This is a genomic window from Aneurinibacillus soli (assembly GCF_002355375.1).
GTDB classification, from domain to species: domain Bacteria; phylum Bacillota; class Bacilli; order Aneurinibacillales; family Aneurinibacillaceae; genus Aneurinibacillus; species Aneurinibacillus soli.
This window is the reverse complement of sequence record NZ_AP017312.1, coordinates 3,088,403-3,103,255: the sequence shown is the minus strand read 5'-3', so window position 1 is coordinate 3,103,255 and position 14,853 is coordinate 3,088,403. Positions and strand designations below refer to the sequence as shown.

11 protein-coding genes and 1 pseudogene are annotated in these 14,853 nt (G+C 35.9%); 5 read left to right on the top strand and 7 right to left on the bottom strand.

Annotation, left to right across the window (positions count from 1 at the left end; genetic code table 11):
* Window positions 1-256 precede the first annotated feature (256 nt).
* A complete protein-coding gene (locus tag CB4_RS15675) occupies window positions 257-2,743 on the top strand; it encodes a BclA C-terminal domain-containing protein (protein WP_096466685.1) in 2,487 nt (828 codons plus the stop codon).
* An 868-nt stretch (window positions 2,744-3,611) separates the two neighbouring features.
* Window positions 3,612-4,025, top strand: a complete 414-nt coding sequence (locus tag CB4_RS15670; RefSeq protein WP_096466684.1) for a DUF1842 domain-containing protein — start codon at window positions 3,612-3,614, stop codon at window positions 4,023-4,025.
* Window positions 4,026-4,135: 110 nt separating this feature from the next.
* Here CB4_RS15670 and CB4_RS15665 read toward each other — a convergent pair whose 3' ends face one another.
* From CB4_RS15665 to CB4_RS21670, 3 genes and pseudogenes are all read right to left on the bottom strand, one after another.
* Window positions 4,136-4,441 (bottom strand): hypothetical protein, encoded by a 306-nt coding sequence (locus CB4_RS15665; RefSeq protein WP_096466683.1) that lies wholly within the window; start codon window positions 4,439-4,441, stop codon window positions 4,136-4,138.
* A 24-nt stretch (window positions 4,442-4,465) separates the two neighbouring features.
* Window positions 4,466-5,320, bottom strand: coding sequence for a thermonuclease family protein (locus tag CB4_RS15660; RefSeq protein WP_110546202.1), 855 nt, complete (start codon window positions 5,318-5,320; stop codon window positions 4,466-4,468).
* Window positions 5,321-5,372: 52 nt separating this feature from the next.
* Window positions 5,373-5,486, bottom strand: a pseudogene (locus tag CB4_RS21670) (excalibur calcium-binding domain-containing protein); the annotation flags it as partial.
* A 270-nt stretch (window positions 5,487-5,756) separates the two neighbouring features.
* Here CB4_RS21670 and CB4_RS15650 point away from each other — a divergent pair.
* Together CB4_RS15650 and CB4_RS15645 are read left to right on the top strand one after the other, a co-directional pair.
* Window positions 5,757-6,461 (top strand): DsbA family protein, encoded by a 705-nt coding sequence (locus tag CB4_RS15650; RefSeq protein ID WP_096466682.1) that lies wholly within the window; start codon window positions 5,757-5,759, stop codon window positions 6,459-6,461.
* 96 nt (window positions 6,462-6,557) lie between these two features.
* Window positions 6,558-8,111: a stalk domain-containing protein gene (locus tag CB4_RS15645; protein WP_096466681.1), complete on the top strand. Its 1,554-nt coding sequence runs from the start codon at window positions 6,558-6,560 to the stop codon at window positions 8,109-8,111.
* 318 nt (window positions 8,112-8,429) lie between these two features.
* Here the strand turns inward: CB4_RS15645 and CB4_RS15640 are convergent, their stop codons facing one another.
* Both CB4_RS15640 and CB4_RS15635 read right to left on the bottom strand, forming a co-directional pair.
* The gene (locus CB4_RS15640) at window positions 8,430-8,921 is read right to left on the bottom strand and encodes a DUF3993 domain-containing protein (protein WP_096466680.1); all 492 of its coding nucleotides are present in this window, start codon (window positions 8,919-8,921) and stop codon (window positions 8,430-8,432) included.
* Window positions 8,922-8,980: 59 nt separating this feature from the next.
* Window positions 8,981-9,469 (bottom strand): hypothetical protein, encoded by a 489-nt coding sequence (locus tag CB4_RS15635; protein ID WP_096466679.1) that lies wholly within the window; start codon window positions 9,467-9,469, stop codon window positions 8,981-8,983.
* A gap of 192 nt (window positions 9,470-9,661) precedes the next feature.
* Between CB4_RS15635 and CB4_RS15630 the strand changes: the two genes are divergently transcribed.
* Complete coding sequence (locus tag CB4_RS15630; protein WP_096466678.1) at window positions 9,662-10,591, top strand: hypothetical protein; 930 nt, start codon at window positions 9,662-9,664, stop codon at window positions 10,589-10,591.
* A gap of 354 nt (window positions 10,592-10,945) precedes the next feature.
* Here CB4_RS15630 and CB4_RS15625 read toward each other — a convergent pair whose 3' ends face one another.
* Together CB4_RS15625 and CB4_RS15620 are read right to left on the bottom strand one after the other, a co-directional pair.
* A complete protein-coding gene (locus CB4_RS15625; RefSeq protein WP_096466677.1) occupies window positions 10,946-14,428 on the bottom strand; it encodes an NACHT domain-containing protein in 3,483 nt (1,160 codons plus the stop codon).
* Window positions 14,421-14,633, bottom strand: coding sequence for a hypothetical protein (locus tag CB4_RS15620; RefSeq protein WP_231956037.1), 213 nt, complete (start codon window positions 14,631-14,633; stop codon window positions 14,421-14,423). Before CB4_RS15620 ends, CB4_RS15625 begins: the two co-directional genes overlap by 8 nt.
* Window positions 14,634-14,853: the final 220 nt, after the last annotated feature.

Genomic DNA, 14,853 nt, shown 5'->3' with positions numbered 1-14,853 from the left:
TACATTTATTGTATGTTACGGAGTAGGAGTATCCTTTTATTGGGTATAAATGTACAAGTAGAATTCAACTTTCGATTCAACTATATAGCATGTAGTGAGTAAGGGATAGAGCCCCTCTTTTATATTAAGAAAATTAAGTTTATTAAAGATGTAAAAACTTAATGATATCCATCATACTTTTTTCCTACTTTTATTTGGGTATGATGATATAATTATATAGTAATTTTAATATTTAGACTTTAAAGGGGATAGAATTTTGGTTAAAAAAAATGTAATTAAAGTAATAACAACCGTTACGTTGTTGAGTTCTTTGGCTCTTCCTGTACAGGCAGCTACTTCTTTTTCTGACATTAACAATTCATATGCAAAAGATGCCATTCAAAAGCTGGCGAATGAAGGGATTCTAAATGGGATAGGAGAGGGCAAATTCTCTCCTACGGGTACCATTACGCGTCAGGATTTTGCTATCGTTCTCGCAAAAGCATTAAATTTAGACACAACACAGGCTCCTGCAACTTTTACCTTCTCCGATATTCCTTCAGATCATTATGCATTCAAATATGTAGAAGCAGCTGTAAAAGCTGGTCTTATCAAAGGGAATGGAGACGGAACATTTGGGAATGGACAAAGTTTATCCAGACAAGATATGGCGGTTATTTTTGTACGAGCTTTAGGAGTAGATGCTAAGGGGAAAGCGGCTGATCTAAAATTTAGTGATGCCTCCTCGATTTCAGATTATGCAAAAGATGCCGTTGGTGCGGCTGTAGAGCTAGGGTTAATCAGTGGAAACACGGAAGGTACTTTTAATCCGACAGGGAACGCTGAAAGGCAGGCAGTGGCCCAGGTAGCAAGTAAATTTCTCAAAGTAGCGGAGACGAATAAAAGTCAGAATCCAGAACCAAGTCCCCTTAAACCAAGTCAACCAACAACACCAACAACACCAACTACAAATAATAATACAAGTGGAGGTGGCGGAGGTGGCGGAAGTACACCGGTAGTCGCGCCAACGATTACCTCTATTACGCCATCGTCTGGTTCTACAGCCGGTGGTAATATCATAACGATTACAGGTACAGGATTTACCAATGCAACGGCAGTAAAATTCGGTGCAACGCCGGCGACTTCTTTTAGTATTGTGTCCAGCACACAAATTACAGCTGTGGTACCAGCTGGAACTGCAGGAGCAGTAAATGTATCTGTGGCGACACCAAATGGAACAGGGAGTAAAGCAGGGGGATATACCTATGCTGATGGGCCGACCGTTACATCTCTTAATGTGACATCGGGGCTTCTAGCCGGTGGCAACACTGTAATAATTACGGGTACAAGGTTTACCGGTGCAACGGCAGTAAAATTTGGTACAGTGAATGCTACGTCCTTTACGGTGGATTCTGATACGCAGATAACAGCTGTGGTACCAGCTGGAACTGCAGGAGCAGTAAATGTATCTGTGGTGACACCAAATGGAACAGGGAGTAAAACAGAGGGATATACCTATGCTCAAGCATCTTCACCATTTGGAAGTGTTCATCTACTTGCCACTATAGCTGAGGCCGCGGTAATGGGTGGAGATGATGTACCGTTTAATAATAATGGTCCATTGAATAATATAGCTCATATGGCAGGAACGACGATTTTGACCGTTAGTGAGACAGGCGTATATAAAATCGATTATAGTGCTAACATCGCAGCTGCTATCATCGCACCTGGTATGACTCCTCAACTGGCAGTAGCGGTGAACGGAGTGGTGGATCCATCGACACGCGTTTCAGCACTTGCTCCTACAGGAGAAGTTTCAGGAAGTGCTCTTCTGTCCCTAACTGCTGGAGATGTTGTTACGTTACGAAATGACTCGCTTGCACTAATACCGCTCAATTTAAACTTGGCACCTGCAGTCGGAGCACAGCTGAATCTCGTTAAGGTAGACCAGGCTCCTGCCGGAAGTGTTCATCAACTTGCCACTATAGCTGATGCCACAGTAATTGGTGGGGCTGATGTACCGTTTAGTAATAATGGTCCGTTGGATAATGTGAATCATACAGCAGGAACAACAGCTGTAACTGTGACCCAATCAGGTGTTTATAAAATTGATTATAGTGTCAACACCATGGCAGGTATTGGCTCTCAGCTAGCCCTTGCAGTGAATGGAGCGGTAGATCCATCGACACGCGTTTCAGCACTTGCTCCTACAGGAGAAGTTTCAGGAAGTGCTCTTCTGTCCCTAACTGCTGGAGATGTTGTTACGTTACGAAATGACTCGCCTGTACCATTTACTTTAAACTTGGCACCAGGTGTAGGGGCGCAGCTGAATCTCGTTAAGGTAGAACAGGCTCCTGCCGGAAGTGTTCATCAAATTGCCACTATAGCTGATGCCATAGTATTTGGTGGGGCTGATGTACCGTTTAGTAATAATGGTCCGTTGGATAATGTGAATCATACAGAAGGAACAACAGCTGTAACTGTGACCCAATCAGGTGTTTATAAAATTGATTATAGTGTCAACACCACGGCAGGTATTGGCTCTCAGCTAGCCCTTGCAGTGAATGGAGCGGTAGATCCATCGACACGCGTTTCAGCACTTGCTCCTACAGGAGAAGTTTCAGGAAGTGCTCTTCTGTCCCTAACTGCTGGAGATGTTGTTACGTTACGAAATGACTCGCCTGTACCATTTATTTTAAACTTGGCACCAGGTGTAGGGGCGCAGATTAATCTTATTAAAGTTGGTGAAAATATAATTGATTAACAAGAGTTTTATTATAAAGGCTACAAATATATAAAGTGTTTAGATTCTTGACGTAAAATAAGAGAGGAATATTCTATATTAGATAGATATCTTTCTCTATTTTAAATAGAAATCACGAACCGGAATGTATTAATATAGCGTAAAAGGAATGATAAAACCCTGACACATCCCCCTATAGGGTAGTATGTCAGGGTTTTTTAGTTCCATTAAATCTATTTATGTTGCTTACTATTATTTTAGGGATCTGAAAATTATTCTGTTAATAGGCATGTAATAGGACTCTAATTATAAGGATTAAACAATTTTGCTAGCGTAAAAATAAATAAAAAAGAGAAAATGGATGATAAACAAATTAATAAGATGATATATGGAGATATAAAGAGATAAACAGTCTATTCCGTTGTTTTAATTATTTAGAATCTTTGTTATATTTATTTTACACCAACAACAGTTGGACAACCTTCTACTCAACCCACTACACCTGAATGGATGTGATGACGATGATTGCAGAGGGTAAAATTCAATGGATGCTTGCTCCAGGTAAATAGGGAAAGGCGATGTACACAGCAGTCGAATAACGAAAGAAGGAAGGTGTGACACTTCCTGAGATCGTTAGGGGTGTACAGGTATATAAACTAAAGTAAGAAAGGAGAACGTGAAAAGTTGAATAGCGAGGAAATACAAACGTAGCCCTGTGCTCTCCGTGAATCGAGAACACAGGGCTACGTTATTTTTATTTAGGAAGTGAAGTATCCTTTTATTAGATATTTTTTAGTGGAATAATGCACCATTAGTCATACATACGTATATTACTGCACGTTTCTTTTTTTGTGATTTTATAATTAATCGAAGAAAGAAGGGAAAAGTAATGAGTGCAAATGTACAAGTAGGATTGTTTCTTGCTCGTTATCAAATCGGAGGGGATAAGCCAGGCGCGCCTTCATTTCATCTCGATTTGGCCGTAAGTACCCCAAAAGAATTGGTGAGTGGGCTTGGACACATTACCCAAGCAGTAAATCCACCAATTGACTACACGTATCATGTACAAGGAAACTTTACGTATATGACCGTTATGCCAAATGATACACATATTTTGGTGGTAGGCAACGGAACGAGAGAAAGTATTCTTCCTGGTGTAGACAACAGCTCAGATTCTCCTACTTTAACGTTCAGAATTGTTTTAGAAGGAGACTGGAAATCAGGGGTAGCAAATTATCAATATCTTGATGAGGATGGAAATGTACATCGTATTTCAGATGCACCTGTGAAAATAATGGAATAGATCATTTCACATATAAAAAGCCTGACATATTTCCTTATAGGGTAGTATGTCAGGCTCTCTTATTTATGGTCTTTATATACTCCCTAGTATGTACTAGTGAAATGGATAAGTTATGACTCAATATTACGAAGATCACCGATATCGACTCGGCCAGGACGCTTAGTATCAAGGAATTTAACCTTTGCTTTTATACCTTCCCAAGAAAATTCATTTCCAATAAACCCTTGTATAGTGCATAACCGATGTCTATGTTTCAATTTGAGTTTATTGTCCGGTTGTACAATATAAGTTCCTCCGATATACAGTGTGATTCGATCTAAAAGAAGTTCCTTATTTTTAACAGAACGATAGTGGTTAACAATTTCTGTGATTTTTCCGTCCGAATCCTCTTTTATCCAAAAGTGATTATTGGCCATAAGTATTTCTCCTTTTACATCGAACTATTCGCAGGCTACACCATCATGATCGCGATCTAATGCTGGGCGATAACCTGGTTCATCTTCATGAATAGGAGCTGCACCAGCAGCACGGGCCTCCGTGCAATTTTTGTAATAAACCTCTCCTGATCCAGACGGAGTAGGGGAGACTTCTACTTTTACCGGTTCAGATTTCGGTTGAACTTTAGGAGTTGGAGTAGAGGTAGTTGTATTTTTAGCCGTCTCAGAATGGAACCCATCTTCCTGAGCATAATTTTCTATACTCCAGATCCCCACGCCGGTTTTTTGCGCTTTCTTTTGGATCTCTCGGAACTGATCTACGTACTTAATATTCGGTGGGTACACATAAGCAACCCGGGCCAATCCCTTCTCAAGCAACCTTTCGTTAAACATTTTCCCATCTATCCATATGTACGCTAATAGACGGCCGTATTTGTCCCTCTCAGACACGTCAATTTCAACTTCGATAGATTTACCATCAAGAGTCTGATGAGCGAAAGAGGAGGCTTCGGGACCGAATGGCTGCACAGGTTTGCTTGGGTGCTTTGTCTCAGGGGTATCAACCAGTAATAAACGGATTGTCTCTTCTTTGCCGTTCATTTTTACCTTTAGAGTATCGCCATCCGTTACAGATACGACTGTAGCTGGGATACGATTGGTTTTAACGCTCTTTTGCGGCGTTGGCGTTGTTTGCTGAGCAGTAGGCTGATTTGCTGCTGTCGTAGCTGTAGAGCTCTGTACAGCAGGTGTAGGAGCCTGTTGTGTACCTGTCTGTTCTTTAGGTTGTGCTGGTTGAGAAGAGCAGGCAGCCAAGGATAAAGATAATAAAGCTATAAGTGGAATTGTTTTTGTTTTCATGTTCTCACCTTTCTAGAGTAAAACCCCACCTGATTAGTAGGTGGGGTTTTGATTATTCGCAAGCAATACCGTCATGGTCCCGATCTAGCTTAGGTGCGTATCCTGGTTGCCCTCTGTAGATCGGAGTTACTCCGGCTTTACGAGCTTCTGTACAGTTCTTGTAATACACTTTCTTAGCTGGTTTTTTACTTGCTGCATCAGATTGACCAACTGCAAATGTTGTACTCAATACAGCAGTTGTCAAAAGAACAGCAGAAACTTTCTTAAACATAGTATCCCTCCTAAAATATGTATACCTTCTATTATATAGGTAATGGTTTTGTAGAACTAGATATAAAAGATAGACAAATTTCGACAGTGATTTTGTTAGTACTAAAGGATTAATTTTTGGTAAAATGAGGTTTTAGATATACAAAGAAATGGGGGAATAAACAACATGAGTGCGGAACAGCATGTTCCAAAGATGAGAAAGTTAGTAGTTTGGACGGTAGTGGCTACGATTTTTGTGATAGTAGGATTTGTCGGTATGAATAAATCACAAAAAACTTCTGTAACTTTACCAAGTAATGATAAAGAATTTCAGTATAAAAAACAGCCATCTATAGGATCGGATACTGCTCCAGTAAAAATTGTGGAATTTGCTGATTTTAAATGCCCGGCGTGTAAGCAGTTTTCAGAAGGTATTTTTCCACAACTGTATAAAGACTTTATCGATAAGGGAATCGTCCAGCTATATTACATCAATTATACAATCGTAAGTCCGGACGCAGACTCAAAAACAGCTGCCATGGCTAGTGAAGCTGTCTACCAACAGAACCCTAAGGAATTTTGGAAGTTTTACAAAGAAGTTTATGCTCGGCAAGGCGATGAACAAGCCAATTGGGCTACGTCTGATTTTCTTGTGAAAATCGCTAAAGAATCAAAAGTAGATGTGGATTATCAAAAACTAAAGCAAGATATTGATAGCAATAAATTTTCTGAGGATGTCAAAAGCGATAAAGCCATCGTAAGAAAGTTAGGGCTACATAGCACTCCGACACTTTTTATTAACGGAAAGCAACTTTCGACTGACGATACGTTTGACTATGATGTGCTAAAAGCAGAAATCTTAAAGAGTCAGAGAGGGTCTGGTAAATATTAGATATCACTAAATTAATAATCTACACATTCCTAAAGAAAACATTATTGACTCGTCGAAATCTAAAAATAAATTTGTCAATGAAGGTATGGTGAAATAGTGAAAAGAAAAATAATTAGTAGTTTATTAGGGGTTTTAACATTTTTAACATTATTACCAACAGGTTTTGTTGATAATGTAAGTGCATGTACATATGTCGATTCGTACTCCAGAAAAGATGGAACACGCGTTAGTGGGTATTTCAGAGGATGCGGAGAATCTGATGAAGAATTCCAAAAACATGTAGAAGAAGAAAAAAGGAAGTTCGACGAACAAGTCCAACAACAGATTGAGAAGGACCGCCAAGAAATTAAAGAAGCCATGAGGAAATATGAGGAGGAACAAGAGCAACAACATAAAAAAATTGAAGAAGAAATCAGGAAAGATAGGGAGAAACGAGAGCAACAGCGTAGAGAAGAAGAAAAACGGGAGTTAGAAAAACAAGTTAACAGAACTCCTTCGTACAATTTGCCATTCTCGTTATCTACACCTAAGATCGATACAATCACTTATAAATCGAAGGTAGTTAATTTATATAGGGGCAAGCAATATGCGGGAACAAAAAATGCGAATGAATTGGTTAAAGTAAAAGGATATTATCGGGAAGATGGTACTTATGTCAGACCGCATTATAGAACATATTCTAATTCTGTACTAACTGATAACTTAAGTTACCTGGGACTATCTACCCTTTTACCCTTAGACAAGACGAGATTGTATTTAAATACGGTTGTCGAAGGTAAAAACCTTAATTCTTACCAACATGAAAAATTTGAAAATTATGCTACAAAGTTGACCAATAACCAAGATAAACCAGGTAATGTCTTTTTAGAAGGGAAGTCATTCTATCAAAATCTTGGATTTGGTGAGAGTTTTGCAGAGAAACAAGCTAATTATGATGTTTTTCAAGAAATGGATTATGAGAGTTATATCTATAGTGTTCTAATGATGATGGGGATTAACGAAGTCAATGACCAAGAACAAAAGGAGCTTAAAAAATATAGTAGTGCTTTACAGGATAAGAAGTCTCAAACCGATGAAGAGGTTATTTTACAAGGAAAATATTTCTACTCGTTGATTGGAGTATCCCAAGAAGTAATTGACATTCAAATTCAAATGGACCTTCTTCAAAATCAAGAAATGTGGGCTGAAGAAAAGAAGAAAGGTTCAAATCCAACTCAACAGCCAGTCCCAGCATCACAGTCAGGTGGTGGTTCGGTTGACGACCTAAAGTCTGCTGATGAAATGGGTATCCCAGTAATAAACGACATTGGAGTATCGATTAACGGTACAACAGTATCTATGTCCCCTGCGCCGATTATTGTAAATGGGACCACCTTCATTCCTTTACGTGGGGTATTTGAAAAATTAAACGCAAAGGTAGAATGGGAAGCTATTACACGTTCCGTCATTGTCACGAAAGGCAAAACCAAAGTCGAAGTAACCATCGGTAGTAAGAATGCTTATGTCAACGGTAAATCGATGACGTTAACCCAAGTTCCATTCATCCGAAACGGCTCAACCTTCATACCACTTCGCTTTATCAGCGAGTCTATCGGAGCCAAAGTATCTTGGGATGAGAGTAAACACATTGTAGGAATTGAAGTGAATTAGGTTGATCAAGTAATCTGAGTGCTATCAAAAAAATATCGAGCTACCGAGGATCGATAGTTCAATAAAACACAGATTTAACCATCTATGTTCGATAACAATCAAAATTATACAAGCATAAAAAAATACCTGACATACTCCCTTATAGGATAGTGTGTCAGGCTTTTATTGTGAAATGAGAACTTTCTAGAGAGGAAAAGTATATCTTATTTTCGCTAACTCATCGGGATAAAAGTGCCATCGTCGTAATCAAAAAAATTCCGGTTAAGTTCAATGTTTCGAGTGGTCTTTATAAATCTCTAAGCTATTCAAGTATATTATCTATAGCCATTTTATAGCTTCGATTCTCCAGCCAACTTTGGTTTTGACAAGCGTAGTTGTTACTTTATAAATGTCTCCCTCTGAATTCGCATAGCCTGTTACATATATTTTTTTCTTATCTTTCGAATAAGAAACGGTCATCTCTTTACCAGGTGTATCGTATGGTAAGTACCCAGTCACATCATCTGTATCTCTTAAATTTGAAATCCATCCACTCTTAGTGTTTTTTCCACCGACATTTACAAATTCATTTATATATGCTGACGTAAAGTAAGGATTCATAGTAGATTTAACTTTACTCAATGAAAAATAATCTTTCTCAGTAAGTGTCCACTGATTTTTCTGAGCTTTCTTTACAAAATCAATTGCTTGTTGACGACTTAACACTGAAGAAGCGGATACAATTTTTGCTTCAACTGTGCATGAAAAAAGGATTGATAAAGGTGTGAATACTAGACCGTATGCAATGACTAAGCATATGATTTTTTTCATTATGAATTTCTCCTCTGTTATTTTATTCAATTTCCTTGTCTTAACATAAAAGGATTGTTCTATTCGATAGCCTCTATTATGTTAAAAGTAGCTCTTTTGTATAATCTATCTTTTATTCTCAGTTCGATGGGTATATAGCTGCACCTGAAGCCATTCAAGAACAGTAGGAATCTCCAAAAGAAAATGATGTATTCCATGGAATTGAAGCGGTAGAGACAGTCGACTGCCAGCAGTTTTCGCAATGATCTCATCCGAATAGTGGAGTCAAATTCAAAGACAGCGGCCAACTGACGATCCGTAAGTGTCCACCAAGCCCGTCCCTTCCGACCATTGCCCTCCAGGTTCGGGAGAGGATGTTCTTTTCCCCCGTAGCAGCAAAAGTCTCTAGCTTGTTCCAGAAGGAGCGACTGTAGTGCTGTATGAAATTCGCTTTTGTCCAAGTTCTTTTCCTTCTGGTTCCGGGTCAGATCGCGTACCGCATTCTTTGCAAGACAGATCACTAGGTCACGTACCTGGCCAGCATCAATGATTAATGTGGTCTGCTTCATCGTCCCATCCCCTTTAGAAACATGATGACAGGATGCTGGTTCTAGTTGTCTGTGCCTAGTTTAAATATCGCACTAAAAGAATAGAAAATAAATTATTTTACTCTTGATTATACTGAATTACCAAAAAATATAAAGTAAAAGTCTAGGAAAAAAGATGCGGAGGGAGTAAAGTAATGAGAGAATGCTGGTAAGGTGTCAGAGGGTAAATATTTTAAAGATGGGGTTAGGTTAACAGTGTGGAAAAAGCAGATTTCATTTCTTATAAATTGTTTGGGTAATCCAATTATTGTGGGGATTATTTTGTGTATAACGTTAAATATCCCACTATACATATTTAGTATTATACAAGGAGTATTTTTATTTAAGTTAATACAGGAAGCTGGCATAAAACGTATAGGGAGAGATCATAAGCTTCAGGTATTCATATTTGTAGCGTTGTTTCTGCCACAAAAATATAGTCTGCTTCTTTTGTCCGGAATGTTACTTTGGTTAGTATCCAGACAACTTACGTATGAAAAATTTGAAACTGCCTATATTCGATTTGTTGTTCAGCTTATATCGTTAGGTTTATTTGTAGCAGCTTATTATAAGCTTTACTTTAGTGTCGTTCAGCATTATTTACCTATTATAAGCTTTGGTTCCTATATATTAGCAGGTATAATCATTTACTTTTTTATTTGGTACTTATACATATTTTTACACAGTTTTATGAAAGAAATAGAAAAGATAGATTTCGAAACGGATGTAAAAATGTATAAGGTCAATCTGGGTACAGCAATTTTTAATCTTTTAATTGCCATTGCTATACCGGATATTATGTTTAGTTTTTTGTATTATATGGAATTTCAGATGGTTTATTTTAATCCTGAAATATATTTGTATAACATAAAGGATCTTTCTGATAAGGAGCTTTCACTAGCTGAGATGTTTTACTTTTCTTTTGGCATTCATTATTCCTTACCTTTGTCAGAACCATATTCGGATTTTCAGGAGTTTATTAATCAAGATACATTATTTAAAGTTGTTCAAGTTCTCCATGTGGTAATATCAAAAATCATAGATTTAACAGTTATTTCTTTAATTGCTACGATAATTGCTGATAGGATTCGATATAGGAAGTAAAAAGAAACCGAGAATAAAGAAAGAGAAAAAACGACAATAGGTCAGACAAATCAAAACATCCACCTAAGATAAAGCGCAGGTGGATGTTTTGATTTAGAGTTATTTTCTTTATATATTTAGACTATCGGAAGTGTTGCGGATTTCTGTAGCTAACTCATGCAAGGCGAGGTGACTTTTAGTTTTTTTATTCGATTTTTGGATAATAGCTTATATCGCAATTTTAAATATAGGCTTATCTTAATGACAAGCCTATATTTAAAAAGAGATAGAGAGATTATAACTATCAGTACGCTGAATAGTTGCAATCTCTTTATTAATTTTTAGGTTTTTATTTGGGTTGTTTTTATTATAATTTTAGAAAGGTAGATCATCCATAATATCTGGCGTTAAAACAAACTCCCAAAGAATATTAAAAGCATTTTTATTATCGGGCTTTTTTTCAATATAACTAGGGAGTTGAGCTAAAATATATTGTCTGTATTCTTCGTTTCTTATACTAGATAGTACTTCATAGATAACATTACTAGTTTCCTCATCATCAAACATGAGAGAGAGTAGTATATCTAGCAATTCTATATTATGATAATCTCTGTATTTTAAAATTTTTATACAGGTTAATATAGCATCCTTATTGTTTGAATTTTGTATGAAGTAACGAATATTCTCTTCTACCAATGTTATTTCATAGTTGAATGAAAATAAAATTGTCATGATTAAGCGAGTTTCTAAATTGGTATGGGATAGATACTCCATAATAAATTCCCTAGAAAGAAAATATTCTGCTATTGCTCTAGAGGGAAGAAAGTATCTTAGATTCATTAATAGATTAAGTGATTCCTCGTTTAGCTCGATTCTCTCTTGAATCAAACTACAAATTTCATTTAAAAGTTTTAGAATATCATCCTCACTGTTAGTAAAATGAAATGTTAAGAAAAGAATCTTTAAACCATTGTAAATGTCATCAGTATTTTTGCAGGTACGTATGTATTCTATTTCATTTTTTAATAAGGTATGGAAGTCTTTATTATTTATTTCATCATGCTCCATTAACACTCTTAAAATAACAAGGCGAATAGAGTGATTAGATATTTCAGGTAAGGTTGATAATATAATATCTAAGTATCTTTCCGTGAGAGGCGCTAGGTAACGAAGCATTAAATCAATAAAAATCAATCTAATTTCTTCATCAGGTTCCTTAATAACTAATAAAAATAACTCTTCAATTTCTTCATCCTCCGTTACTAATAACCATTTTAAATGAAGAGCTGCCTTCCTTAGAGTTTTATCTTGGCTTTTTTCTAATATATTATCAATATAAGGATTTAAAAAATTTTGTATTTCTATGTCGGGTATTATTTGTTCTTCTTCACTTAACATTATTTTTAGTAATTCTAGAAAAATTACTTTTTCTTCAGTCGTAATACTCTCCATAAGTCTGCCTAATAGTTCATTTGAAAGCCTGATATAATATTCTTCATTAGTAAGAAATAAGTTACCTAGGATTTCTTGTATCAATGATTCGTTTGTGCATGATGAGTAAAGATTGATTATAAAATCTAAAGATAAATCTCTTTCATCGTAAGTAAATAATTGACCATATTCCACCTTACAAGACTTTATAGGTAGCTCAGTTAGGTTACTAGCCTTTCCTTCCTTTATTAACAAGTTCCCTAGTGACTTTGAAATTTTGTATAAAATAACCGTATTTTTAGATATCCAGAGCAGAGTGCAAGGGCTATCTCCTGTTTCGTCTGCCCATTGAAATAAGAAAGGTGTTATTAAGTTAACTATCTTTTCAGCACATGTTAGCCCGAAGTAAATAATGCTACTTACTCCATCAGAATCAAACCCGACCATTTTAGAAATAATAGCTTTTCTTATCTGTAACTCCATAGGTTCTTTTTGTTTTATCTCTAAATGTGCGTAAATTTGTTCGTTGAAAGGGAAAACTTTTGAAATGTTACTCAAACTCTTGGTCAAGGTGTGAAATAATCTTATGTGAGGAGTTTGAAGGGCGATATTGATCATTCTATAAGTAATTTTGTACTGCAGATCTCTCTTGACTCTTACATTATCGGCAAGAACCTCAGCAGCAAACAAAAGATCTCTGCAAAGGTAGTTTTCGTAATCAGAATCTATATTTAATATGTCATTGACTAGACGAGTTGATTGTCCTGTAGCCCAAGTACCTATATGTCCAGCCATAAGAAGTAGAACTTCATGCCAATTTGGATTATGAATATATTGAGAAAAATCAAATTCTCCTTCAGACCAAATCTCAGCTAGATGCCTAGCAGAGAGGTATTCTGCAAAAGTTTGGTGTAAAAAACCATGAACTTTTTTTCCTTGAGCATCAAATCCTTTTTGCAGGAAAAATCCAGTTTCTTCCTCTATTACGTGGAGAATTTCTTTACTTAAATGTTTTGCCTCTCTTTTCGAAGCTCCTCTTATCTCAGAAACGAGGGTCATAAAGAGCGGTTGAAGTTCAATCTCAGTTATCAAATTGTTTTTCCCCGAAGAGAGAATATAATGAGCTACAGGTTCTAATAAAGATAGGTTTTCTTCATAGTCAAGTTCTTGGCCCCTCTGTTTTAATGGCCAATTCTCGATTAAAGTTTCTGTTGCTATTTGATAAAGATCAACCCTTTTATTTGGAAGTTTTCTCCCATTCCAGTTAGCTATAGCTATGATAGTCAGTAATAAAGGATTGTTAGCCAATTTTGATACTCCTGGATTAGACTGAATAGCTTGGAGTAACTCTTTAGCTTGAGACTTGATTTTTTCTTGAGAATTTTGCAGATCGCCTTTTTTTCCAATTTCATCTGTTTCGTTTTCAATTGCTGAGTACCATTGTTTAAGAAACTCGAAAATTTGAGGGGGACTAAGCTCAGTTAAAGTAAGATGTTTAAAGTTCCCTGTTAATTTGTTTTGTCTGTAACCTACGATTCGACTAGTTATTATGAATTTATTATTTGAAAATTCACTAACAAATTTTTCAATTCTTTTTGAAGTTAAAATTCTATGGGTTACATCAGGTATTTCATCTAAGCCATCAATAATTATTAAGCCAAGCCCTCTTTCTAAAGCCCATTCAAATAAAGGTCCATAATGTACGGTATGTTTTTTAGTAATGTGTTCATAAAAAGAATAGGAGCTGTGTTCTTTTAAGGACATAGCATATTCTGCAGCTTTTACAATTATAGGTATATGATTTGCCAAATGAGTTCCTACTAAATGTAATTTTTCTTGGCAAATAGAGTGAGCTATATATTTACCGATAGTTGTTTTTCCATAGCCTGGGTGTCCAAGGATAACTACGCGGGAGGACTTTAAGGCGTTGATTAAGCTAATCGTATTATAAAAGTAAGAATTATAATTATGGAAATAATCATCTTCTTCAATCTCTATTTCCGAAGGTGAAGGGGTATCTTCATGTTCTAAAGCTACTAAATTATGATCATCAGCAGTACTTGCTAGGAGTTCAAATTCAAGTTGAAGTTGTGTACTATTTTCCTCTAGATAATCATGAAAGGAGTCATGCAGTACTTCTTTTTCTATGAATCTTAAATTAATAAATAAATCCTCCATTTTTATTTTTAGGATTTTGTTACCAATACGGGGCGAAATTCCACCCAAGTCCATATATTCACATTCAGTTTCAAGCATTTTTAAGTATTTGTCTTTTAAATCTAAAATATATTTATCAGGTATTTTACTTTTAGATTCTTGCATTGTATCTGCTTGACTATAATTATTATTCTGGACTAATGTTATATTTTGGGCTTGAAGATTTATTGATTGATCTCCGTTTTGTTGTGTTTGATTTTTTCTAAACATCTTTTTTATCTCCGGTATTTTGATTAGGTAAAGTTACATTAAGATTTCCTGCTGATTGGAAATTATGCGAGTTATTCCCTGATGTTTGACTCTGGTTTATTGATTTTTTTTCTTTCCGCTTGAAAAGAGAGATGATAATTCCAATTGCAAATACTCCAATTCCGCTAAAAAACCATTCTTTATTATTTAGAAGCCATTCGATCATAGGTTTCCTTCCTTCCTTAATTCTTAATATAAAATCAAGTAATTTTTTATATTAGGTATTGTGTAATTAGTTTTTGGATCTTATATGTTTTTGAGTTATATAAATTAGTTAGAACTTAATAAACAATTTAGAGTGATAAAATTCCAATTCAAGAGATGTGCTAACGACCATTATTCAACAAGTGTTAAAAATATATATTTTCTAAAAAAAATCATAAAAA